This window comes from Trinickia sp. (assembly GCF_051953405.1).
Classification (GTDB): Bacteria; Pseudomonadota; Gammaproteobacteria; order Burkholderiales; family Burkholderiaceae; genus Trinickia.
The window spans coordinates 149,734-173,695 of the sequence record NZ_JBQCIV010000159.1 but is presented as its reverse complement, the minus strand read 5'-3'; the positions used below and the strand labels follow the sequence as shown (position 1 = coordinate 173,695).

The 23,962-nt window shown below is 63.0% G+C and carries 23 protein-coding genes; 20 read left to right on the top strand and 3 right to left on the bottom strand.

What is annotated here, in order from left to right; genetic code table 11:
* On the top strand, positions 1-230 hold a 230-nt coding region (locus ACTHN9_RS29575), incomplete at its 5' end, for a co-chaperone GroES (RefSeq protein WP_440540380.1).
* 46 nt (positions 231-276) lie between these two features.
* Complete coding sequence (gene groL, locus ACTHN9_RS29570) at positions 277-1,917, top strand: chaperonin GroEL (RefSeq protein WP_440540379.1); 1,641 nt, start codon at positions 277-279, stop codon at positions 1,915-1,917.
* 210 nt (positions 1,918-2,127) lie between these two features.
* Here the strand turns inward: groL and ACTHN9_RS29565 are convergent, their stop codons facing one another.
* A complete protein-coding gene (locus ACTHN9_RS29565) occupies positions 2,128-2,994 on the bottom strand; it encodes a hydroxymethylpyrimidine/phosphomethylpyrimidine kinase (protein WP_440540378.1) in 867 nt (288 codons plus the stop codon).
* 259 nt (positions 2,995-3,253) lie between these two features.
* Here ACTHN9_RS29565 and ACTHN9_RS29560 point away from each other — a divergent pair, with 259 nt between their 5' ends.
* The 8 genes from ACTHN9_RS29560 (at position 3,254) to ACTHN9_RS29525 (ending at position 10,132) form a co-directional block, all read left to right on the top strand.
* Positions 3,254-3,424: a rubredoxin gene (locus ACTHN9_RS29560; protein ID WP_102648300.1), complete on the top strand. Its 171-nt coding sequence runs from the start codon at positions 3,254-3,256 to the stop codon at positions 3,422-3,424.
* 60 nt (positions 3,425-3,484) lie between these two features.
* Complete coding sequence (locus ACTHN9_RS29555; RefSeq protein WP_440540377.1) at positions 3,485-4,870, top strand: hypothetical protein; 1,386 nt, start codon at positions 3,485-3,487, stop codon at positions 4,868-4,870.
* A 308-nt stretch (positions 4,871-5,178) separates the two neighbouring features.
* The gene (locus ACTHN9_RS29550; protein ID WP_440540376.1) at positions 5,179-5,757 is read left to right on the top strand and encodes a YqgE/AlgH family protein; all 579 of its coding nucleotides are present in this window, start codon (positions 5,179-5,181) and stop codon (positions 5,755-5,757) included.
* Complete coding sequence (ruvX, locus tag ACTHN9_RS29545) at positions 5,754-6,188, top strand: Holliday junction resolvase RuvX (protein WP_440540375.1); 435 nt, start codon at positions 5,754-5,756, stop codon at positions 6,186-6,188. Before ACTHN9_RS29550 ends, ruvX begins: the two co-directional genes overlap by 4 nt.
* Positions 6,175-6,690 carry a bifunctional pyr operon transcriptional regulator/uracil phosphoribosyltransferase PyrR gene (gene pyrR, locus ACTHN9_RS29540; protein WP_440540374.1) on the top strand — a complete coding sequence of 172 codons (516 nt, stop codon included), beginning with the start codon at positions 6,175-6,177 and terminating at the stop codon, positions 6,688-6,690. Before ruvX ends, pyrR begins: the two co-directional genes overlap by 14 nt.
* Before the next feature lie 116 nt (positions 6,691-6,806).
* Positions 6,807-7,844, top strand: a complete 1,038-nt coding sequence (locus tag ACTHN9_RS29535) for an aspartate carbamoyltransferase catalytic subunit (RefSeq protein ID WP_440540373.1) — start codon at positions 6,807-6,809, stop codon at positions 7,842-7,844.
* Positions 7,845-7,930: 86 nt separating this feature from the next.
* Positions 7,931-9,214 (top strand): dihydroorotase, encoded by a 1,284-nt coding sequence (locus tag ACTHN9_RS29530; RefSeq protein ID WP_440540372.1) that lies wholly within the window; start codon positions 7,931-7,933, stop codon positions 9,212-9,214.
* A 63-nt stretch (positions 9,215-9,277) separates the two neighbouring features.
* Entirely contained in the window at positions 9,278-10,132 is an 855-nt protein-coding gene (locus tag ACTHN9_RS29525; RefSeq protein ID WP_440540371.1) for a lysophospholipid acyltransferase family protein, read from the top strand.
* Positions 10,133-10,142: 10 nt separating this feature from the next.
* On the opposite strand, the gene cysC is transcribed toward ACTHN9_RS29525, so the two are convergent.
* Positions 10,143-10,712 carry an adenylyl-sulfate kinase gene (gene cysC / locus ACTHN9_RS29520; protein WP_440540370.1) on the bottom strand — a complete coding sequence of 190 codons (570 nt, stop codon included), beginning with the start codon at positions 10,710-10,712 and terminating at the stop codon, positions 10,143-10,145.
* 17 nt (positions 10,713-10,729) lie between these two features.
* Positions 10,730-11,578, bottom strand: coding sequence for a symmetrical bis(5'-nucleosyl)-tetraphosphatase (locus ACTHN9_RS29515; protein WP_440540369.1), 849 nt, complete (start codon positions 11,576-11,578; stop codon positions 10,730-10,732).
* Positions 11,579-11,763: 185 nt separating this feature from the next.
* On the opposite strand from ACTHN9_RS29515, the gene rfbB reads away from it, so the two are divergent.
* From rfbB to ACTHN9_RS29465, 10 genes are all read left to right on the top strand, one after another.
* Positions 11,764-12,825: a dTDP-glucose 4,6-dehydratase gene (gene rfbB / locus ACTHN9_RS29510; protein WP_440540368.1), complete on the top strand. Its 1,062-nt coding sequence runs from the start codon at positions 11,764-11,766 to the stop codon at positions 12,823-12,825.
* Between the two features lie 12 nt (positions 12,826-12,837).
* Positions 12,838-13,719, top strand: a complete 882-nt coding sequence (gene rfbA, locus ACTHN9_RS29505; protein WP_440540367.1) for a glucose-1-phosphate thymidylyltransferase RfbA — start codon at positions 12,838-12,840, stop codon at positions 13,717-13,719.
* 2 nt (positions 13,720-13,721) lie between these two features.
* The gene (rfbC, locus tag ACTHN9_RS29500) at positions 13,722-14,270 is read left to right on the top strand and encodes a dTDP-4-dehydrorhamnose 3,5-epimerase (protein ID WP_440540366.1); all 549 of its coding nucleotides are present in this window, start codon (positions 13,722-13,724) and stop codon (positions 14,268-14,270) included.
* Entirely contained in the window at positions 14,267-15,193 is a 927-nt protein-coding gene (gene rfbD / locus ACTHN9_RS29495; protein ID WP_440540365.1) for a dTDP-4-dehydrorhamnose reductase, read from the top strand. Before rfbC ends, rfbD begins: the two co-directional genes overlap by 4 nt.
* A 23-nt stretch (positions 15,194-15,216) precedes the next feature.
* Entirely contained in the window at positions 15,217-15,819 is a 603-nt protein-coding gene (locus ACTHN9_RS29490; RefSeq protein WP_440540364.1) for a GDP-mannose pyrophosphatase, read from the top strand.
* The gene (locus tag ACTHN9_RS29485) at positions 15,819-18,905 is read left to right on the top strand and encodes a family 78 glycoside hydrolase catalytic domain (protein WP_440540363.1); all 3,087 of its coding nucleotides are present in this window, start codon (positions 15,819-15,821) and stop codon (positions 18,903-18,905) included. The genes ACTHN9_RS29490 and ACTHN9_RS29485 overlap by 1 nt, the downstream gene beginning before the upstream one ends.
* Positions 18,906-19,200: 295 nt before the next feature.
* Entirely contained in the window at positions 19,201-20,484 is a 1,284-nt protein-coding gene (locus ACTHN9_RS29480) for a nucleotide sugar dehydrogenase (RefSeq protein ID WP_440540362.1), read from the top strand.
* A gap of 10 nt (positions 20,485-20,494) precedes the next feature.
* A complete protein-coding gene (locus ACTHN9_RS29475) occupies positions 20,495-21,523 on the top strand; it encodes an NAD-dependent epimerase/dehydratase family protein (RefSeq protein ID WP_440540361.1) in 1,029 nt (342 codons plus the stop codon).
* A gap of 75 nt (positions 21,524-21,598) precedes the next feature.
* A complete protein-coding gene (gene murJ, locus ACTHN9_RS29470) occupies positions 21,599-22,894 on the top strand; it encodes a murein biosynthesis integral membrane protein MurJ (protein WP_440540360.1) in 1,296 nt (431 codons plus the stop codon).
* On the top strand, positions 22,891-23,955 hold the full coding sequence (locus ACTHN9_RS29465) for a glycosyltransferase (RefSeq protein WP_440540359.1): 1,065 nt from the start codon (positions 22,891-22,893) through the stop codon (positions 23,953-23,955). The genes murJ and ACTHN9_RS29465 overlap by 4 nt, the downstream gene beginning before the upstream one ends.
* Positions 23,956-23,962: the final 7 nt, after the last annotated feature.

Sequence of the window (23,962 nt, the reverse complement as noted above, 5' to 3'; positions counted from 1 at the left end):
CTGCCTCGGGCATCGTGATCCCTGACGCCGTCGCCGAGAAGCCGGATCAAGGCGAAGTGCTCGCGATCGGGCCGGGCAAGCGCAACGACAAGGGCGACCAAATCGCACTCGACGTCAAAGTCGGCGATCGCGTCCTGTTCGGCAAGTACGCTGGCCAAACCGTCAAGGTCGACGGCCAGGAACTGCTGGTGATGCGCGAAGAAGACATCATGGCGGTCGTTCAGAAGTAAATCCCGTCCACGTCGATATTTCACAAAGAATTCAAGGAGTTACAAGATGGCAGCTAAAGACGTCGTATTCGGCGACAGCGCTCGCGCCAAGATGGTTGAAGGCGTGAACATCCTTGCGAACGCGGTGAAGGTCACGCTGGGCCCGAAGGGTCGCAACGTCGTCCTCGAGCGCAGCTTCGGCGGCCCGACGGTCACGAAGGATGGCGTGTCGGTCGCCAAGGAAATCGAGCTCGAAGACAAGCTCCAGAACATGGGCGCGCAAATGGTCAAGGAAGTGGCTTCCAAGACCAGCGACAACGCCGGCGACGGCAAGACGACGGCTACGGTGCTGGCCCAGTCGATCGTCCGCGAAGGCATGAAGTACGTTGCCTCGGGCATGAACCCGATGGATCTGAAACGCGGTATCGACAAGGCCGTGCAAGCCGCCGTGGAAGAGCTGCGCAAGATCAGCAAGCCCTGCACGACGAGCAAGGAAATCGCGCAAGTCGGCTCGATCTCGGCGAACAGCGATTCGTCGATCGGTGATCGCATCGCTGAAGCGATGGACAAGGTCGGCAAGGAAGGCGTCATCACCGTCGAAGACGGCAAGTCGCTGGCCGACGAGCTCGAAGTCGTCGAAGGCATGCAATTCGACCGCGGCTACCTGTCGCCGTACTTCATCAACAACCCGGACAAGCAAGTCGCCGTCCTCGAAAACCCGTTCGTGCTGCTGCACGACAAGAAGGTTTCGAACATCCGCGATCTGCTGCCGGTGCTCGAGCAAGTGGCCAAGGCAGGCCGCCCGCTGCTCATCATCGCTGAAGACGTCGAAGGCGAAGCCCTCGCCACGCTCGTGGTCAACAACATCCGCGGCATCCTGAAGACCGTTGCGGTCAAGGCGCCTGGCTTCGGCGATCGTCGCAAGGCGATGCTCGAAGACATCGCGATCCTGACGGGCGGCCAAGTGATCGCCGAGGAAACGGGCCTGACGCTCGAAAAGGCGACGCTGCAAGAACTCGGCCAAGCCAAGCGCATCGAAGTGGGCAAGGAAAACACGACGATCATCGACGGCGCAGGCGACGCAAAGAACATCGAAGCGCGTGTGAAGCAGATCCGCACGCAAATCGAAGAAGCGACGTCCGACTACGACCGCGAAAAGCTGCAAGAGCGCGTGGCCAAGCTGGCCGGCGGCGTGGCAGTGATCAAGGTCGGTGCTGCGACCGAAGTCGAAATGAAGGAAAAGAAGGCACGTGTCGAAGACGCGCTGCACGCTACGCGCGCTGCCGTTGAAGAAGGCATCGTTCCTGGCGGCGGTGTGGCGCTGATCCGCGCTCGCACGGCTATCACGGGCTTGAAGGGCGCGAACGCCGATCAAGACGCCGGCATCAAGATCGTGCTGCGCGCGATGGAAGAGCCGCTGCGTCAGATCGTGACGAACGGCGGCCTGGAAGCCGGCGTGGTCGTGGCAGCCGTTGCCGAAGGCAAGGGCAACTACGGCTTCAACGCTTCGACGGAAGAGTACGGCGATCTGGTGGAAGCCGGCGTGGTCGATCCGACGAAGGTGACGCGTACGGCGCTGCAAAACGCCGCTTCGGTGGCAGGCCTGCTGCTGACGACGGACGCAGCCGTTGCCGAACTGCCGAAGAAGGATGCCCCGATGCCTGGCGGCATGCCCGGCGGCATGGGCGGCATGGGCATGGACATGTAATTTCGGACGCAGGCGGCCTACAATTTCGGGCCGCCTTCCGAAATCGCATGAAGGGCACGCTGCAAGGCGCGCTCTCCAGCCGATAAAAATCCCGCGGAGCACGCTGTGCTCTCGCGGGATTTTTTATGTTGGCGGGAAATCGCACCGCCGTCCAACGCCCCGGGTAGGCGGAGGCCGACGTCGCGCTACCGCGCAAGCGCTACCGTTCGTTCAAGCCCGCGACGGCTTATGCCGAATCGGGTCCGTGCCGATCGGCGGCGGCGAGGCCGCGTCTTCGTCGTCGCGCGCCCAGAAGAAGCGATCCGGCAAATACGCGCCCATGCCGGGGCGAAACGCTTGCCGCACCGCTTGATACAAGTATTCCTGCGCTTCGCGCACCGCTTCGGCGGGCTCTTGTCCGTTCGCCAGCAAGGCGGCCACGGCCGCGCCGAGCGTGTCCGTGATGCCCATCAGCCGGTACTGCGGCCGATCCCACATGTCCTGCCGCAGTTGGCCTTCCTCGCTGAATAACGTATTGACGAGGCGGTGCGTGCCCGTCTGCGTCGACAAGACGTACTCGGCGCCCTGAGAAAGCAAGTGAGCGATCGCTCCGTCCAGGCTCGGCGCTTCTTCGTCGCCGTCCGGCTGCGCGAGCGCGATCAGCGTCGATTGATCCGCGATAAGCACCGTGGTTTGCGGCGCCAGCAGATCGGCGATCGACTCGCGTAATTCGTCGGCCGCTAAGACGTGTTCGTCATCGAGCGTGAAATCGGGGGCGAGGATCAGCGGAATATCGTCGTAATCGGACACGACCTCGGCGATGGCGGCGACGACCTCCGCACGCGTGGCCGCGCCCACCTTGAACGCCGCGATCGGCATATCCTCGAGCAGCATGCGCGCCTGCGTGGCCACGACGTCGGGGTCGAGTCCCGTCACTTCGTCGCAGGTTGCCGAATCGCGCACCGTGTATCCGGTGAGCACCGATACGCCATGGCAACCCATGCTGGCGAGCGTCAGCAAATCGGCTTGCAGGCCGAAGCCGCCGGTGGGGTCGGACAAGCCGAAAGTCAGAACGATCGGGGGAGCGGCACTTTGCATGGAATAAGCGTTGTTATGGAAACCGCGAGCGGCGGGCCGGACGGCTCGCTTGCGCGGTCGTTTCATTATGCGGCCTAATGCGCTCCGATGGTACGGACAGTGCGCGTGTCCTCCACCGATACGGCAACGCGCGCGGCGGCCCATAAACGGCGCGAGGGCTACCGCTGGGATGCGCCGATGCGCGGATTCCTAGCCAGGGGAGCCCCAAAAACGGTACCATCATGGCTCTTTGATCAACGGTTTTATCGACGCGACAAGAATGGAATACAAACAGTGGATGTGCCTGATTTGCGGCTGGATCTACGACGAAGAGGCCGGTCTGCCCGAAGAAGGCATCGCGCCGGGGACGCGCTGGGAAGACGTTCCGATCAATTGGACGTGTCCCGAGTGCGGCGCCCGCAAGGAAGATTTCGAGATGGTTCAGCTCTGACCATACCCTGAAGCCGCCGGGCCCAGCAGGCTCGCGCGCCGCTTCGCTTACGCCCACGCCATGACATCCGTCGATTTGCCATCCCCCGAGGCCTTGCCGAACCCGCGCGGCGCCGCGGTCCATGAAGCGGAGGCTGCGCTGGCCGAGGCGAGGCAGGCCAGCGATGCACAAGTAACGGTGGTCGGGCCGTTGCTGCGGGCGGCGCAGGCGTTGCGCCAAGCGGGGTGGCTGGCGTCGCAGCGTTTCACCGATGCGCTCGTGCTCGTCGCGCCGTTTGCAAACGACGACTTTCTTCCGCAATTTCGTGCGGCGCTCGTCGATTTCCACGCGGCGCTGACGCGACGTAATCTGCGCGAGTTGGCTTGCTCGCCCACGTTGTTTGCGCACTATCGCGAGTTGAATGCGCAGGTCGGGCGCTATACGCGCGGCTATACCGTCGCGTTCGAAGACCTTGCGTTGGCCGGTAGGCCGATCGCGCCGGCTACCTTGCGCGCGAGCGCGGCTTCCAAGCTCGCTGTCTTGCGGGCGCGTTACGAGCAGGCGCTGCTGCCCGTGCTGAAGGGCCATGAACAGGCGAGCGCGGCGCTCGATGAACTCGATGCCTGTATCGCCGAGTTGGCCGGCACCGATCCGTACGACGTTTGGCGCTTGGCCAGCGCATGCGCCCGCGCGCTGCGCGTGAACGGCCGCGCTCAAGCGGGCGATCCGGAGGCCAAGCGCTTTTATGCGCGTTGCAATCTATTGCTGGCCGACCAGGCGCACGGGCAGCTTCTCGCGCCGCGCTCGTTCGTTCGGGCGGCGCTGGCGCTGCTGTGGCGCGATCTTGCCCTTTATGGCGCGGCGGCCGAAGACGCGGACGCCGTCGCGCTGCTCAACGATTACGGGCTGACCGTCGACTGGCATGTGGCGGCCACGCAAGCGTCCGAGGCTGCCTGGGAGCAGGGCGCGTCGCAAGCCGAAGCCGCGGCCAGTCAAGATGCCGTTGCGCGCGAACTCGGGCCGGTGTCCGTCAACGTCCTGGCCTACGAGGATTTCCTGCAAACCGCCGACGCTTCCATGGCGGCGCTGGCCGTCAGCGGCGATGCCGCCTTCGCGGCCGCGGACGGCACCACCGTCGATGGCGCGGCGGCCGAGCATGCGGCGCGCGCCGCCTATCGGCTCGGCGCTGCGGCACAAGCGCTGGGTCTTGGCCACGTCGCGCTGCTGGCCGATGCGCTCGGCCTGGCTTGGCGCCGGCAAGCCTATGCGGCGCGCGTCGGCTCGGCCGGGGCGGCGCCCGCCCGGCGCTCGATCGAGCAGGCCGGCGAGGCGTTGCGTGCGATGCTGCTGCGGGTGGCGGCCGGTTTTGCGCCGCCCGATTCGGCCGTGCCGCTCGCTTTGCTGACACAAGCGATCGAGCGTGCGGCTCCCGTGGCCGGTACCGCCCCGGCATCGTCCGTTTCTTAAGTACTGCAAGATTTCGCGCTGTATCGGCGTGTTGTGTCGGCGCGGCGGACCGGAAACGATTCGCCGTCGCGCTCGCCGACGCGATTTTGCGCGCCGCTCTAGGCCGCCTGGCCATCACGGGACGGCGCGACCCTTTGTCCAAACGGCCTACGGCGCGTGGCGCACCCGGCATGCGTGATAGAGTGCGGGGAAATTAGGCCGGCGTGGGCGGGCGCGAATGATGCGTCGCTGACGATTCACGGTCTTTCCTGCGTGGCGGCGCTCATTCGCGGCGTCCAACCTGCACCGTCTTTGCTAAAATTCGAACCATGCCTAAGAGTAACGATCGCATCAATCTGACCAACCAGTTCCTGATCGCCATGCCCAATATGGCGGATCCGACGTTTTCAGGGACGGTGGTCTACCTTTGCGATCACAGCGAGCGCGGCGCGCTTGGCCTCGTCATCAATCGGCCGACGGACATCGATCTCGAAGCGCTGTTTACCCGCATCGATCTGAAGCTCGAAATCGAGCCGCTGCTGCATGTTCCCGTCTACTTCGGCGGCCCGGTGCAAACCGAGCGCGGTTTCGTGCTGCACGAGCCCGTCGAGGGCAGTGCCTATACGTCGTCGATGGCGGTCACGGGCGGCCTTGAAATGACAACGTCGAAAGACGTGCTCGAAGCGGTGGCGAGCGGCAAAGGTCCGCAACGCTTCTTGCTCACGCTCGGCCATGCGGGTTGGGGCGCGGGGCAGCTCGAAGAGGAAATCTCGCGCAACGGCTGGTTGACGGTCGAGGCCGATCCGAAGATCGTGTTCGACGTTCCGGCCGAGCAACGTTTCGAGGCCGCGCTGGCGCTGCTCGGCGTCACGCCCTCCATGCTGTCGGGCGACGCGGGTCACGCATGATAAAAGCGGTCGGGCGTGAGGCGACGCTGCTTGCGTTCGATTACGGCGAAAAGCGCATCGGTGTGGCAGTCGGCAATGTCCTGATGCGCCAGGCGCGAGCGCTCGTCGTCGTGCCGAATCGCGATCGCGCGTTTCGCTTCGAAGCCGTCGGCAAGCTGATCGGCGAATGGAAGCCCGAGGCCTTGGTGGTGGGCTTGCCCTGCCACCCGGACGGCACGCCGCACGAAATGACGCAGCTCGCCAAGCGCTTCGGCAACCAGTTGAACGGGCGTTTCAACTTGCCCGTCGCATGGGTGGACGAGCGCTACAGCTCGGTGGCGGCCGATCTCGACATGCGCGAGCGCGGCGTGGCGGCCGAGATGCGCGATGCCGAGGCGGCGCGCATCATTCTTCAACAATACCTGGACGGGCTTTCCGATGAGTTGCATTGATGCAGAAGCGTCCTACGCGGCGCTCCTCGCCCAGATTAGCGCCGCTTACGGTGCATCGTTCGGGGCCGCGGACGGCCCCGTTCTTGCAGGAATCCACAGCGGCGGCGCGTGGCTGGCCGCGCGTCTTGCGCGCGATCTCGGCGCGAAGTTTTTCGGGGTCGTGAACGTGGCGCTGCATCGCGACGATTACGCCAAGAAAGGGCTGCACAGCCAAGCGAGCCCCACGTCGCTGCCGTTCGACGTCGAGGGCCGGCGCATCGTGCTCGTCGACGATGTCTTGCATACGGGCCGCACCGTGCGGGCGGCGATCAACGAACTGTACGATTACGGGCGTCCCGCCGCCGTCGAGCTGGCGGTATTGGCGGAGCGCAGCGGCCGCGAAATGCCGTTCGAGGCGCGCTTTGTCGGGGCGCACGCGGAAATCGGCGAGGACGCGACGCTCGTGCTCGAGCAAGGCAGCGAGATGACCTTCACGTTCCGTACCGAACCGCGCGGCGATTGACCTTGCAACGGGCTTGCCGCGATGTTTTTTGCGTTGTTCTTCGCGTTGTTTTTCGACCAGGCGCGTGCGTATTGTGCCGGCGCGCTTCGTCCACCCCTGTTTTAACCTGACCGATTATGAACACCGTCACCCCGGGCCGTGCCGATCACGGCGGCGAGTCTGCTGCCGCCTCCGCCGAGCGCTTTCGCTATGGCTTCCTGAAGGGCAATCCGCAGCTCACGAAGAACGGCGAGCTTAAGCATTTGCTGTCGATCGAAGGGCTGCCGCGCTCGATTCTCACGCATATCCTCGACACGGCCGAGCCGTTCGTGAGCGTGACCGATCGCGAGGTTAAGAAGGTGCCGCTCTTGCGCGGCAAATCGGTCTTCAATCTCTTCTTCGAGAATTCGACGCGCACGCGCACGACGTTCGAGATCGCGGCCACGCGCCTGTCGGCCGACGTGCTCAATCTGAACATCAACGCGTCTTCGACGAGCAAGGGCGAATCGCTGCTCGATACGATCAACAACCTGTCGGCCATGCATGCCGACATGTTCGTCGTACGCCACGCGTCGAGCGGCGCGCCGTATTTGATAGCCGAACACTGCGCACCGCACGTGCATGTGATCAACGCGGGCGACGGGCGCCATGCGCACCCCACGCAAGGCTTGCTCGACATGTACACGATTCGTCACTACAAGCGCGATTTTACGAATCTGCGCGTGGCGATCGTCGGCGATATCCTGCACTCGCGCGTGGCGCGTTCCGATATCCATGCGCTGACCACGCTCGGCGTGCCCGAAGTGCGCGCGATCGGTCCTCGCACGTTGTTGCCGGGCGGGCTCGAAGAGCTGGGCGTGCGCGTGTATCACGATCTCGACGAAGGGCTGAAAGACGTCGACGTCATCATCATGCTGCGGCTGCAGAACGAGCGCATGAGCGGTGCGTTGCTGCCCTCGGCGCAGGAGTACTTCAAGAGCTGGGGGCTTACGCCAGAACGGCTCGCGCGCGCGAAGCCCGATGCGATCGTCATGCACCCGGGCCCGATGAACCGTGGCGTGGAGATCGATTCGCAAGTGGCCGACGGCCCGCAATCGGTGATCCTGAACCAAGTGACGTTCGGCATCGCGGTGCGGATGGCCGTCATGAGCATCGTGGCCGGCAACAACGAGTGACACGGCCGAGCGGGCCGCATCGAGCGGCCGAACGGCCGAACGGCGATAGAAAATAGAAGAGCGACGGAAAGACAAAAAGGCAGCGCATGAAGATTCATATCGAAGGCGGCACGGTGATCGACCCGCAAGCGGGCGCCGAACAGCGCGCGGACGTGTTCATTGCCGAGGGCAAGATCGCTGCCATCGGCGCGGCACCCTCCGATTTCAAGGCGGACAAGACGATCGACGCGAAGGGGCTCTACGTGGCGCCGGGCTTCGTCGATTTGTCGGCGCGGTTGCGCGAACCCGGCTACGAGCATAAAGCGACGCTCGAATCGGAGATGGCGGCGGCCGTGGCCGGCGGGGTGACGACACTTGCGTGCCCGCCCGATACCGATCCGGTGCTCGATGAGCCTGGGCTCGTGGAAATGCTGAAGTTCCGGGCCAGCAAGATGAATCGCGCGCACGTGCATCCGCTCGGCGCATTGACGGTCGGTTTGAAGGGCGCCGTCATTACCGAGATGGTGGGACTGACCGAAGCCGGTTGCGTCGGCTTCACGCAGGCCGATTCGCCAATCGTCGATACGCAAGTGCTGCTGCGCGCATTGCAATATGCGAGCACGTACGGCTACACGGTCTGGCTGCGGCCGCAAGATGCTTGCCTCGCGAAGGGCGGTGTGGCGGCGAGCGGTGCCGTGGCGTCGCGCTTGGGCCTGTCCGGTGTGCCGGTGGCGGCCGAAACCATCGCGCTGCATACGATTTTCGAATTGATGCGCGCCACGGGGGCGCGGGTGCATCTGTCGCACTTGTCGTCGGCCGCGGGCGTCGCGCTCGTACGGGAAGCGAAAGCAGAAGGGCTGGCGGTGACGTGCGATGTCAGCGCGAACCACATTCATTTGATCGATGTGGACATCGGCTACTTCGATTCGCAGTTCCGTCTCGATCCACCGCTGCGCACGCAGCGCGATCGCGAGGCGATTCGCGCGGGGTTGGCCGATGGCACGATCGACGCGATTTGCTCGGCGCACACGCCTGTCGACGACGACGAAAAGCTATTGCCGTTCGCCGAGGCCACGCCGGGTGCGACGGGCCTCGAGTTGCTGCTGTCGCTGACGGTAAAGTGGGCCGACGAAGCGCGGCTGCCGCTCGCGCGGGCGCTGGGACGCATCACGGCCGAACCGGCGAAGGTGCTGCAGTTGCCCGTGGGCCGGATCGAAGCGGGCGCGGTGGCGGACGTTTGCGTGTTCGATCGCAACGCCTATTGGCGTGTCGAGCCGCGCGCGCTCAAGAGCCAAGGGCACAACACGCCGTTCCTCGGCTATGAGCTGCCGGCACGGGTGCGTGCGACGCTCGTGGCAGGGCACGTCGCGTACGAGCACGTACCGGCTTGATGTCCGGCAACGGCATGACGGACGCGCGAATCACGAACGGCTGACTAACGATTGCTGAATGCAATGAAGCTCGCTTTTGCCAAACTTCGGCTGGTGCTCCATCTGCTGCATGGGGTGTGGATCATCGCCGTCCGGTTCCCGCGCCTCTCGGAGGCGGCCAAGCTCGAAGTGAATCGGGCTTGGTCGATCAAGATGCTGCGGCTCGCGGGCATGCGGCTCGTCGTGCATCACGACGAACGCAGGATCGATCATGGCGCGCTCGTGGTTGGCAACCACATCTCTTGGCTCGATATCTACGTCGTTAATGCGTGGCGTCCGACACCGTTCGTCTCGAAGGCCGAGGTGCGTCATTGGCCTGTGGTCGGGTGGCTTGCGCATCGGCTCGGGACGATTTTTATCCACCGCGAGAAGCGCCGGGACGCGCATCGCACGATGCATGAGATTGTCGAACGGGTGTCGTCGGGCGGATCGGTTTGTTTGTTTCCCGAAGGCACGACGTCGGATGGCACCTCGTTGCTGCCGTTCCATGCGAACTTGTTTCAATCGGCCGTTTCGGCGCAGTGTCTCGTGCAGCCTATTTGCCTGCTGTACGAGGATCGGGATGGGCATCAATCGACTACGCCCGCTTATATCGACGAGGTGACGCTCGGGCAGTCGCTCGATGCCGTGCTGCGCGGCGGGCCGTTTACGGCGCACTTGTATGTCGGGGCGCCGATCGAGCCGATGAGCGATCGGCGGGCGCTGTCGGCGAAGGCGCGCGAAGCGGTCGGGGCGGGGTTGGCGGCGTTGCAAAGCGGCGTGAAGGCCTCGGTCGCATCGGCATCGGCAACGGCAGTGGCGCCGGCGCCGGCTCAACCGTTGCCCTCCGACTCGGGCAACGAGCTACCGCCCAGTCACGCTGTTTCAGGCGACGTCTAAGCGCGGCGCGTCAGCCGGGCGTGCGATAGGCTAGGCGCAGCCGGGAGCGAGCGAAGCGCTCCAACTCGCTTAGCGATTGCGCGATGGTCGAGCCGCTGGTGTCGATTGCCAGATCCGGCATGGCGGGCACCTCGTAAGGGGAGGCCACGCCCGTAAATTCAGCCAGCGTGCCGCTGCGCGCTTTGGCGTACAGGCCCTTGGGATCGCGCCGTTCGCAAACGCTGAGATCGCTGCTTACATGGACTTCGAAGAAGCGCTCGCCCACAATGGTGCGCGCGAGCTGGCGCTGCGCCGCCGCCGGTGAGATCAACGCGCAGATGACGACGAAACCCTCGGCCTTGAACAACGCGGCGACCTCGGCCGTTCGACGAACGTTTTCTTGACGGTCGGCGGGGCTGAAGCCGAGGCCAGCGTTCAGGCCCGTGCGCAAGATATCGCCGTCGAGCACGACCGCCAAGCCACCTTCGTTTGCCAGGCGCTGTTTCAGCGCGGTGGCTAGCGTGGTTTTGCCGGCACCGGACAAGCCGGTGAGCCATAGGACGCCGCCGGGGGCGTGCGTCGGGTTGTTGGTGTTTTGCATGGGGTGCGCGATCGGACCTATTCGGCGCCGGAAGCGCATCCATCGCATTCGACCTGCATGACTTGGCGCTCCGAAGGTATCGCGGCGAGTTTAACAGCGGACAAGCGATTGCCCCAGACGCAGCCCGAATCGAGGCCGATGAGATTGTCGCGCAGCATGAGCCCAAGGGCGGCCCAGTGGCCGAATACGACGGTGACGTCGGCTGTGCGCCTGTCGGGCACGTCGAACCAGGGTAGATAGCCGGGCGGGGCCGAAGCGGGGCCTCCGTTGGACGCAAACTCCATCGTTCCGTCGGGCGTGCAGAAGCGAATTCGAGTAAAAGCATTGAACGCGACGCGCATGCGGTCCTTGCGCTTCAAATCCGGCGACCAGCGGCGCGGCTCGTTGCCATAGAGATCCCTGAGCGTTTCCTGCCAATCGGGACCGCGTAATGCCCTGTGCAGCTCGTCGGCGAGTTCGAGCGCGAGCCTCGGATCCCATTGCGGAAGGAGTCCCGCGTGCACCATCAACATGCCGTCTTCGAAATGCGCGAACGGGCGGTGGCGCAGCCAGTCGAGCAGAGGCTGCGCGTCTGGGGCGTCGAGGATGCTGGCGAGCGTATCGCTCCCCCTCATTTTTCGGATACCGGCGGAAACCGCCAGTAGGTGGAGGTCGTGGTTGCCGAGCACGGCCCGCCCGCGCGCGCCCAGTTCGGCGACCGCCCGAAGGGTGGCAAGCGAATCGGGGCCGCGATTGACCAGATCGCCGGCAAACCATAGGGGGGTGTCGGGCCCGAGCGGAAGCGCGGCGAGCAAGCGCAGAAAGGGCGTGTGGCAACCCTGGAGGTCGCCGAAGGCAAACGGGGTGGAAAGGGAAGAAGGGTTCATTGCGATCGTTTCCGGCCGTGTCGCGGCGTTTGAGCGCTCATGGGCCGGTATAATCCCACGTTTTGGGCTTGTGTCCCCGTTGGGCATCGGGCTTGATGCGCGACAGCCGTACGGATGCGGTCCTCTGGCTGGGATTGTACGGAAAGCGGCATCGCGAGCGGCTATTAGTTTTGCAAGGGAACCCTATGATCCTCATTACGGGCGGCGCCGGTTTCATTGGCGCGAATTTCGTCCTGGATTGGTTGCGCGACTCCAGCGAGCCAATCGTCAATGCCGATAAGCTTACTTACGCGGGCAACCTGCGGACGCTGCAGCCGGTGCTTCACGATCCCAGACACATTTTTGCACGTGTCGATATCTGCGACGGCGCGGCACTCGAGGCACTGTTTGCCCAACATCGTCCGCGAGCGGTCGTCCATTTTGCCGCCGAAAGCCATGTCGATCGATCCATCCACGGCCCCGCGGATTTCGTACAAACCAACCTCGTCGGCACATTCACGTTGCTCGAGGCGGCGCGTGCCTATTGGGGCAAACTGAACGCCCCCGAGCGCGCTGAATTCAGGTTCTTGCACGTCTCCACGGACGAGGTGTTCGGTTCGCTCACGGCCCAAGATCCGCAATTTTCCGAAACCACCCCTTATGCGCCGAATAGTCCCTACTCGGCTACGAAGGCGGGGTCGGATCATCTCGTGCGTGCCTATCACCACACTTACGGATTGCCGACGCTGACAACGAACTGCTCCAACAACTATGGCCCGTACCAGTTCCCCGAAAAGCTGATTCCGCTGATGATCGCAAACGCGATCGCGGGCAAGCCTTTGCCTGTCTATGGCGACGGCCAGAACGTGCGCGATTGGCTTTACGTCGGCGATCATTGCTCGGCGATTCGCGAAGTGCTTGCCCGCGGTAAGCCGGGTGAGACGTACAACATCGGCGGTTGGAACGAGAAGACGAACATCGAGGTCGTGCATACGATCTGCGATTTGCTGGATGCGCAGCGTACCAAAGCGCAAGGCTCGTACCGCGATCAAATCGCGTTCGTGAAAGATCGCCCGGGGCACGACCGCCGTTACGCTATCGACGCTCGCAAGCTCGAGCGGGAGCTTGGATGGAAGCCGGCCGAGACGTTCGAAACGGGGCTCGCGAAGACCGTGCGTTGGTATTTGGACAGCCAGGCATGGGTGGACGAAGTGGCTTCCGGCGACTACCGCAAATGGGTCGAGACGAATTACGCGCATCGCGACTAAGGAGACACAACCATGGCGCGAAAAGGGATTATTCTCGCGGGCGGCTCGGGTACGCGGCTCTATCCGATCACGCATGTCGTATCGAAGCAGTTGCTGCCGGTATACGACAAGCCGATGATTTACTACCCATTATCGACCCTGATGATCGCGGGGATCCGCGACGTGCTCATCATATCGACGCCGCAGGACACGCCGCGGTTTTCCGCGATGCTTGGCGACGGCAGTCAATGGGGCATGAACATTCAATATGCGGTGCAACCGTCGCCCGACGGGCTCGCACAGGCATTCATCATCGGCCGCGATTTCGTCGGAAGCGATCCATCGGCACTGATCCTCGGCGATAACATCTTCTATGGCCACGACCTTGTAGGCCAGTTGGAGCGCGCAAACGCACGCGAGTCCGGTGCAACGGTCTTCGCCTATCACGTGAACGATCCCGAGCGGTACGGGGTGGTGGAGTTCGATCCCGCGTTTCGTGCACTTTCGATCGAAGAAAAACCTGCCAAGCCGCGTTCGAATTACGCGGTAACCGGACTTTATTTTTACGACGAGCGCGTTTGCGATATCGCCGCGGACATTCGGCCATCGGCCCGAGGCGAACTCGAAATCACGGACGTCAATTCGCGCTATTTGAACGATGGCGCATTGAACGTCGAAATCATGGGGCGCGGGTACGCGTGGCTCGATACTGGAACGCACGATTCGCTCATCGAGGCAGCATCGTTTATCGCGACCTTGCAGAAGCGCCAGGGGCTCGTGGTCGCCTGCCCGGAGGAAATCGCATTCCGCCGTAAATGGATTTCGGCCGAACAACTCGAATGCCTCGCGGCACCGCTTGCGAAGAACGCCTACGGGCGATACCTGCGCAACCTCCTCTCCGATCCTGCTCCCTGAACATGAAAGTCATCGCGACCAGTTTGCCCGACGTCAAGATTATCGAGCCCAAGGTATTCGAAGATCCTCGCGGCTTCTTTTTCGAAAGCTTCAACGCGCGCCACTTTGTCGAACACGTCGATCCCACGGTGCAATTCGTCCAAGATAATCACTCGCGCTCGGTAAAGGGCGTGCTGCGGGGCCTGCACTATCAAATTCAGCATCCGCAGGGCAAGCTCGTGCGTGTCGTGGCGGGTGAAGTGTTCGATGTGGCCGTCGACATTCGTCGCAGCTCGCCCACGTTCGGCCGGTGGGTAGGCGTTGTGCTGTCCGCTTCCAACCGGCGTCAGCTTTGGGTGCCACCGGGTTTCGCTCACGGCTTTTACGTGACGTCCGACAGCGCTGAGTTCTTGTATAAGACGACCGACTACTGGTATCCCGAACACGAGCGTAGCCTGCTTTGGAACGACCCGGCACTCGCGATCGCATGGCCGCTCGACTGCACCGCGCCGCAAGTTGCCGCCAAGGACGCCGCGGGCCGTGTGCTGGCCGATGCCGAGGTATTCGAATGAAATGCTTAGTAACGGGTTGCCGCGGCCAGGTAGGCTGGGAACTCACGCGCTCGCTGGCGGTGCTCGGCGAGGTGGTGGCTTGCGACAGGAGCACGGCCGATCTATCGAGACCCGATAGCTTGCGTGCGCTCGTCGCCAACGTGCGGCCGGACGCGATCGTGAACGCGGCGGCTTATACGATGGTCGATAAAGCGGAAGAAGAAGAGGCCCTCGCGCACGTCGTGAATGCCGACGCCGTTGGCGTACTTGCGCAAGAGGCGCGCAAAGCGGGCGCGTTGCTGGTTCACTACTCGACCGAGTACGTCTTCGACGGGGCGAAGGCTGCCCCCTACGTCGAAAGCGACACGCCGAATCCGCTCAATGCTTACGGGCGTAGCAAGCTCGCGGGCGAGCGGGCGATCGCGGCGGTTGGCGGCGACTGGCTCACGCTGCGGACATCGTGGGTCTACGGCGCGCGCGGCAAGAATTTCCTGCGGACCATGTTGCGGCTGGCGTCGGAGCGCGAAACGTTAAAGGTGGTGGCGGATCAATTCGGCGCGCCCACTTCGGCTCGAATGATCGCCGACCTCACGGCCGAGATACTGCGCGAAGCGTTGCGCGAGCGCCATGCGGGGACATTCGAAAGCGGTCTCTTTCATTTGACGGCCCAAGGTTCGACGAGTTGGCACGGGTTCGCCTCAAGCATCGTCGAAGCGGCGCGTGCCGCGCTGCCGGACGGCGCAATCGCCGCGCGGGAGATCGCCGCGATCGCAACGAGCGATTACCCCACGCCGGCGCGTCGTCAGAACAACTCTCGATTGGACAATGCGAAGCTGGACAAGCGCTTTGCGGTTCGGCGCCAGCCGTGGGAAGAGGCGATGCGTCTCGTGCTCGACGACCTATTAGATCAAGCGCAGGCGCCCGCGGTCGTTCGCCGCGGTTGACTCGCCGCTGTTGGAGAATATCGATGTCCTTGGATGACCGCGTGCGGGTGACGGACGTTGCCGTGCTGTCCGACGATTGGAACCGACTCGAAAAAGTCACCTTCGATTACCGGCGCAGCGACGGTGCGACGCAGACATTGACCCGCGAGGTCTATCACGTCGACGATGGCGCGACGGTGCTGCTTTATGACGTCGCGCGCCGCACCGTGGTGCTCGTCAAGCAATTTCGCTTGCCCATGCATTTGCGCGAAGGGCGCGGCTACATGATCGAGGCGCCGGCCGGCCTCGTGGGCAATGCGAGTCCCGAGGCGCGCATCAAAGCGGAAGTCGAAGAGGAAGCCGGTTACCGGGTGAAGACGGTGACGAAGATTTTCGAGGCCGTCATGATGCCTGGCTGCGCCGGTCATCGCGTTCATTTCTTCGTCGCGCCATATACGCCATCGGACAAGGTGTCGGCTGGCGGCGGCATGGTGGTCGAGGGCGAGGACATCGAGGTGATCGAAGTCGAGTTCGAGGAAGCGCTCGCGATGGTGGAACGCGGCGCGATCGTCGACGCGAAAACGATCCTACTGCTGCAGCACGCCAGGATCGGTCTTTTCGGAAACGCCACGGCAGGGGGCCGCTGATGCGCGTCGTTGGTATGGTGCGGCGCGTTGCGGCGGCCTTCGGCGCGGCGCTCTTGTGGTCGGTTTGGATGTCACCCGTTTCGGCGCAGACATCGAACATTCATGTGGTTAGCACGACGGTCGACTACGCTACCGATCCGCTGGGCATCGATACGGTTCGACCACGCTTGAGCTGGGTGCTCGCCTCCGATCGAAGGAATGAAGCGCAAAGCGCCTATCAGATTGCGGTGGCCTCCGACCCGTCGAAGCTCGGCAAGCCCGATGTCTGGGATAGTGGAGAGGTCCGTTCGAATCAATCGGTGCTCGTCTCGTATAGCGGGTCGCCGCTCGTCTCTCGAATGCGCTACTACTGGCGCGTGCGCGTATGGGATGGAGCGAATCGGCCGTCGGATTGGAGCAAGCCGGCGGTATGGGAGATGGGGCTGCTGTCGCCCGGCGATTGGCATGCCGATTGGATCGGATACGACCACCCGTTGCCGCCGCCTCCGGCCTTCGATCGGCCCGATATGCCGACGTCGTTGCGCCCCGGCGAAACGCAGGGCCAGAGCTTCGAGACCGATAGGCCGTTCAGATCGGTCGCGGCGCTTATTCCGACTTTTCAGACCAAGAATTCGAGCGTTACCTTGTCGCTCTACCGAGGCGGCCCGAATGGCCCGCTTGTTGCACGCAAGCGGTTCAAGAATCAGGGCGACGGCCAGTGGTCGGCGATCGCATTGAGCCGTGCTGCCGCGCCTGGCAAGTACTATCTCGCGGAGTCGCACGTCGAAGGTCAGATCGGCTGGTGGACGTCGAGCAGAAGCAACTACGACTACGGCGATGCATACCTGAACGGGAAGGTCGTCCCAGGCTTCCGGAAGATCCAAATAGCGACAGTGGGGGATGCGCCTTCGGGGGTACTGAATCCGCAGTTTCGCAAGACGTTTTCGGTGGGCAAGCCGATCAAGTCGGCAAGGCTTTATGCGACGGCGCTCGGATTGTACGAGGCGCGAATCAACGGTCAGCGTGTCGGCGACGACGTCTTGACGCCGGGCTGGACCGACTACAACGCGCGCGTGCAATACCAAACTTACGATGTGACGAACCTTGTCAAGCGTGGCAAGAACGCGATCGGCGCATTCATCGCGCCGGGATGGTATGCGGGACACGTCGGGGGATTCGGCATGGCACAGTTCGGCCTGATGCCGGCTCTGCTCATGCAACTCGAAATCACTTATGCGGATGGCACCACCGAGCGGATCGCAACCGATCGCAGTTGGAAGTCGAGCCTTGGGCCGCTCGTCCAAGCCGACCTCGTCATGGGGGAAACGTACGACGCGCGTCGCGAGCTAACGGGCTGGGATTCGCCGGGTTTCAACGACGCCAGATGGAAGCCTGTCCGAATCAAGCATGGCGTGAGCGCAAAGCTGGTGGCCCAAGTCGACGAGCCTGTCCGAGTCACCCAAGAAATCAAGCCGGTGTCCGTTTCGAAAACGAAAGCGGGCGCCTCTATTTTCGATCTCGGCCAGAACATCAGCGGTGTCGCGCGCATACGGGTATCCGGGCCGGCCGGCCAGCGGGTCACGATTCGGTACGCGGAGGTGTTGAAGCCAGACGGCACACTCTATGTGGACAACCTGCGATCGGCGAAGGCAACCGATGTCTATATCCTCAAGGGGCGCGGCGTCGAGACGTTTGAGCCCACGTTTACCGTCCATGGCTTTCGCTACGTCGAAGTGTCCGGCAGCCGCGGCCCGGTGGACGTCGTCGGGTGTGTCGTCAATACGGCGGCACCCGTCACGTTGTCGTTCAGCACGGACGTGCCGCTGCTGAACCGGCTCCAAAGCAACATCGCGTGGGGGCAGCGGGATAACTCCGTTTCGGTGCCGACCGATACGCCTGCGCGGGACGAGCGTCTCGGGTGGACTGGCGATATCGCTGCGTTCTCGGGAACCGCCGTCTACAACATGAACGTCGCCCGGTTTCTCGGTAACTGGCTGACCGACTTGCGCGCGACGCAAACGGCGGAAGGCGAGTATGCCGCCGTGGCGCCGATCGGCGAGACGATGGGTGTCGACAAGGCAGCGCCGGGCTGGGGCGACGCCGGTGTGATCGTGCCGTGGGCACTCTACCGGCAGTATGGCGACCGCCAGGTGCTCGAGTCCAATTTCGATGCGATGGCGCGCTGGGTGGCATTCCTGCAAAAGAACAGTTCCGCCTTCCTTCGCCCGGCGCTTGGCTACGGCGACTGGCTGAACGTCCACGATGAAACGCCGAAGGACCTGATCGCCACGGCGTACTTCGCCCACAGCACGGCGATCGTCGCGAAGGCGGCGCGCGTATTGGGAAAAGACGCGACGCCTTACGACAAGTTGTTTGGCCAGATTCGGGCTGCGTTCGACAAGGCATACCTGCTCAAAAACGGGCGCCTCGCCGGGGACACGCAAACGGCGTATGCGCTGGCCTTGACGATGGATTTGCTGCCGGAGGGGGTACGCGCTGCTGCCGCGAACCGATTGGCTGAACTCGTGAAGGCCGATGGCTGGCACTTGTCGACCGGATTCCTCGGCACGCCCGCGTTGCTCGGCGCGTTGTCGGAAAACGGCCACGCCGATGTCGCGTATCGTCTGCTCCTCCAAACGAGCTACCCGTCTTGGGGCTACGAGATCGGCAAAGGCGCCACCACGATATGGGAGCGCTGGGACGGTATCCGGCCCGATGGCACATTTCAGAATCCCGCCATGAACTCGTTCAACCACGCTGCCTTGGGTTCGGTAGGACAGTGGATGTACCAAAACGTCGCAGGCATCCGTCCGGAAAACGCAGGCTTTGAGCGAATCGTCATCAAGCCGCTGCCGGCGCCCCAGATTCACACGGTCGAGGCACAGTATCAATCGGTTTATGGCCCCATTTCGTCCAATTGGTCCCAACAGGGCGGCCGGTTCACTCTGGGCGTGACGATTCCCGTCAACACGCGGGCCGAAGTATGGGTGCCGTCGGCCGAGGGCGCGAAGATCGACGTGGATGGCGCGACATTCTTACGTCGAATCGACCGCTACGCCGTGTACGACGTAGGCTCCGGGACCTATCGCTTCGTCGTTCGGCAGTGAGCGGCCGAAGGTTCTGCCGGGCAGGGCATCCCGCGAATTGAGCCCAGATCGACAAGTCGGGCGGCGCGACCTTGCATGGTAAAATCCCCTGTTTTCGTACAGGGCGGCGTTCGGCCCGTCGAGCGGGGCCTGCCGTCGGCCGGAAAGACGAACGGCTTCATTGGGCGATGTGCGCCGGTGCGCTTAGCTGTGCGTTTTCCGAGCGCGGCAAGGGCGCGGCAGTGTGGGGCGACAGCGCCCACAAAGACAAAGCGCATTCCCGTTGCGGGAATTCGAGAAACTTGGACTAGGACTCATGCACGGTAGAAAGATTTCGGTGGTCGGCCTGGGCTACGTCGGCTTGCCGGTCGCGATCGCGTTCGGCAAGCAGGGCCGCACGATTGGGTTTGACATCAACGAAGCGCGGCTCGCCGAGTTGCGTGAAGGCCACGATCGAACGAGAGAAGTAGCCGGCGACGATCTCGCCTCGTCGGATATCGGGTTCACGTCCGACATTGCCGAACTTGCCTCTGCCGACTTTCATATCGTCGCTGTGCCTACCCCTGTCGACGATGCGCATCAGCCCGATCTGACGCCTGTCGTGAAGGCGTCGGAAACCGTCGCCCGGGCGCTCAATCGCGGCGACATCGTCGTCTATGAATCTACGGTTTATCCCGGCGTTACCGAGGAAATCTGCGTTCCGATTCTGGAGCGCATTTCCGGCTTGCGCTTGGGTACCGATTTCGCGGTCGGCTACAGCCCGGAGCGGATCAATCCGGGCGACAAGGAACATACCTTCACGAAGATCTTGAAGGTGGTGTCGGCCTCCGACGCGAAAGCCCTCGAAGTGGTCGCGGCCGTCTACGGGTCGGTCGTCGTTGCCGGCGTGCATCGAGCGCCTTCGATCAAGGTTGCCGAAGCCGCGAAGGTGATCGAGAACACGCAGCGCGACCTGAACATTTCGCTGATGAACGAACTGGCGATCATTTTCGATCGCATGAATATCGACACCTTGGAGGTTCTCGAGGCTGCCGGTACGAAGTGGAACTTCCTGAAGTTCAAACCGGGGCTCGTGGGCGGGCACTGTATCGGCGTCGATCCGTATTATCTGACGCATAAGGCGGAGAAGCTCGGCTACATCCCGCAGGTGATCTTGTCGGGCCGCCGGATCAACGACGGCATGGGCGCTTTCATCGGCCAACGAACGATCAAGGAAATGATCCACGCCGGTCACCATGTCGCCAATGCGAAGGTGACGGTGCTGGGTCTCACATTCAAGGAAAACTGCCCCGACTTGCGCAACTCGCGCGTGATCGACGTCATTCGCGAACTCGAATCGTTCGGCCTGAGTGTCCAGGTCTGCGATCCCGAGGTCGACGCGGCAGAGGCGCGACACGAATATGGGATCGAAGTCGTCTCGCTCGAAGACTTGGCGCCGGCTTCGGCCATCGTCGTTGCCGTGGCTCACGAGCGATTCTGCAAACTGACCGCCAAGGACTATCTCGCGATGCTGGAAGGCTCGCCGGTCGTCGTGGACGTCAAGGGTATCTGCGATCGCGAAGCACTGGTGGAAGCCGGCGCGCGCGTATGGCGTCTGTGAGTAGAACGACATGACAAAATATCTTTCCGTGCAGGAATCGCTGCGCAGCACGCCACGTCGTTGGCTGATCACAGGGGTGGCGGGCTTCATCGGGTCGAATCTGCTCGAGACATTGCTGAAGCTCGATCAGCAAGTGGTCGGGCTCGATAATTTCGCGACGGGCCATCGGAAGAACCTCGAGATCGTCCAATCGCTCGTGACGGCCGATCAATGGGCGCGCTTTCGCTTTATCGAAGGCGATATCGCCGATCTGGCCGCGTGCGCCGCCGCCACGGCGGGCGTCGACTACGTCCTCCATCAGGCCGCGCTGGGCAGCGTGCCTCGCTCGCTCGAGAACCCGATCCGCACGAACGAAACGAACATCACCGGCTTTCTAAACATGCTCGTGGCGAGCCGCGATGCGGGCGTGCGCCGTTTTGTCTACGCGGCGTCGAGTTCGACCTACGGCGACCATCCGGGCCTGCCGAAGATCGAGGATCGTATCGGTCGTCCGCTGTCGCCCTACGCAGTGACGAAGTACGTCAACGAGCTATATGCGGACGTATTCGCGCGCTGCTACGGTATCGAAACGATCGGGTTGCGTTACTTTAATGTCTTCGGGCCGCGCCAAGACCCGAACGGCGCCTATGCGGCTGTAATCCCGAAGTGGTTCAGCACGATGCTGCGCGGCGAGCCGATTTTCATTAACGGCGACGGCACGACAAGCCGCGATTTTTGCTATATCGCAAATACTGTCCAGGCCAATCTTCTTGCGGCCGTGGCCGATGGACCGGAAGCCGTCAACCAGGTATACAACGTTGCGCTCGGCGATCGCACTACGCTCAACGAATTGTTTGCGCACATTCGCACGCTTGTCGCGCGGGGCGCGCCAGAGGCCGCGGCGATGGAACCTGTTTACCGCGATTTCCGGGCCGGGGACGTGAAGCACTCGCAGGCCGACATCTCGAAGGCGCGCACACTGCTCGGCTACGAGCCGACGCATCGCGTGGTGGAAGGCCTTGGGCTCGCTTGCGGGTGGTATGAGAGCCTTGGCAAATAAGCTCGCAATGAGGCCGAGCGGCATGCGCTTATCGACGCCGCTTAGGCCACTGTCACGTATCGAAAAGGGTGCGCCATGAGACGCGCGTTCGTGTTGATGGCCATCACGGGCGTCAATATCGTTGCGCTCTTCGTCTACCAATGGTTTGTCGTCGTGAAACTGGGCGCGGGGCCGCAAAGCGACGCGGTCTTCGCGAGCATGGTGCTGCCGCAGGTCATCCTGAACGTCGTGAGCGGTTCTCTTGCATTTGTGCTCGTGCCGATGCTCGCGACCGCCGCCGATGAGCGGTTTCACACTGAGGTATCGAACTTCTTGGCCGCGCTCGGCCTGTTGTTCGGTGCCGTCGGGCTGTTGTTGTTCGTCTCGGTCGACGTCTGGGTGCCGTTGACCGTGCCTGGGTTTTCGGCGAGCGGCAAGGAGATTACCGAGTCGCTGGCGCGGGTTCAGTTGATCGGCATGTTCTTCACGGGCGTAGGGGCAGTGGGCACGGCGGCCTACCAGGCGCGGCACCGTTTCGTTTACCCCGCAACGACAACCGCCGTCGCGTCGATCTGCGCGCTCGTGTTTCTCGTCTTTGCGTTGCCCCGCTTCGGGGTCGTGGCGGCAGCTTGGGGCCTTTCATTGCGCGCGTTCTTGCAGTTCGCGCTCCAGTGTCCAATCATGTGGCCGTTGCGCGCGCCGAATTGGCGCGATGCGGAGTTCCGCCAGACACTGAAGAGCCTCAAGCCGCTCGTGCTCGGTACGAGCTACTACAAGACCGATCAGCTCGTCGATCGTTTGCTCGTTTCGATGGCGCCGGCGGGCGTGCTGTCGCTCCTGCATTTGTCGCAGCAGATGTACGCGGCTGCGAACCAGGTGCTGGTCACGGCAGTGGCGGCACCGGCGGTGCCTGTGTTGGCGGCTCACGCGAGCAAGCGCGACTGGCTCGCCTTCGAGCGGAAGATGATGCGGACGCTAGGAATCCTCATGGCGCTCGGCGTCGCTGTGTACGCCTTGATTGCGTTTCCCGGCTACTACGTGCTCGGTTTTGTTTTCGGGCACGGCAAATTGACGCAGCATGAGATCCAGCTTTTGTGGCTCATTTTGCTGGCGTACATCGGATTTTGGATGACCGGGCTGTCGGGGCAAATCTTATCGACGAGCTTTTTCGCGATGTCCGACACGAAGACGCCGACCAAGATCGGGGTCATCGGCTTCACGATCGGCATTGGACTGAAGATCGGAGGCTTCATGCTCATGGGTGTTTGGGGCATCGCGGCGGGTACCGGCGTGTACATGCTGTTCAATTCGATTGCGATGTACTGGATTTTGCGTAAGCGGCTCAAGTCCAACTGCGCGGCCTTTCCCATCCCGAGCGGGGCGGCGCCTTGAAAGTCGCTGCATTGACCAGCGGACTCCATACGCCGTCGGCGCGGTTCCGCGTTCGGCAGTATCTGTCCAAGCTGAAGACGCTCGGCGTGGAGGTGACCGACTATCGCCCCGCGGTGTCGAACGCTGCACGCCTGCCTGGCGCGCTGCGGCATATACGGATGCGGTATATGCCGCCGGTCATGATTGGCCAATCGTTGCTGAACGTGGCATTGCGCGTACCGGGTGTACTCGGTAGTCATCGTGCGGACGTGACCTGGCTCGAGCGCAGCTTTGCGCCAGGTTGCGACGATTTGTCGTTCGTGCTCAAGCGTCCCCTCGTTGTCGATATCGACGACGCCATTTGGCTGTACAACCCATTTGGCGCGAGCATGATCGGCAGGCTCGTCCGCCGCGCCGACATGGTATTTGCGGGAAACAGTTTTCTTGCCGAATGGTCCTCGCAGTATTGCCGCAACGTTCGGATGATTCCGACGGCCATCGACGCGGAGCGCTTTCGGCCCGCCGAGGAGGGCGCGAGTGCGCGAAGCGCAGGGCGCGAAGGCTTTGTGGTCGGGTGGACGGGGACATCGGGAAATTTTCGATTTCTTCGAGATATCGAGCCGGCGTTGGCGGCGTTTCTCGGAGCGCACCCGGACGCGACATTCCTCGTCGTTGCGGACGAGCGGCCGATGCTGCCGTCGTTGCCGCCGGCGCAGCTTACGTTCGTGCAGTGGACGCCGGACGTCGAACATAGCGTGTTGGCGGAGATGGACGTCGGCATCATGCCGATCGACGATTCGGATCTTTCGCGCGGGAAATGCAGTTTCAAGATGCTGCAGTACATGGCCGCGGGTCTACCGGTGGTCGTGTCGCCGTTCGGGATGAACGCCGAGGTCCTGAAAATGGGGGAGATCGGCTACGGCGCACGGACGAACGACGAATGGCTAGGTGCTTTGCAGGCCTTGTACGACGATGCTTCGGTACGCGCGCGTTTCGGTCGTACGGGGCGGGCCGTCATCGAGGCGGATTTCTCGACGGCGATCGTGGCCGGCAAGATCGCGAACGCTTTCGCCGGCCTCTAACGTTTCT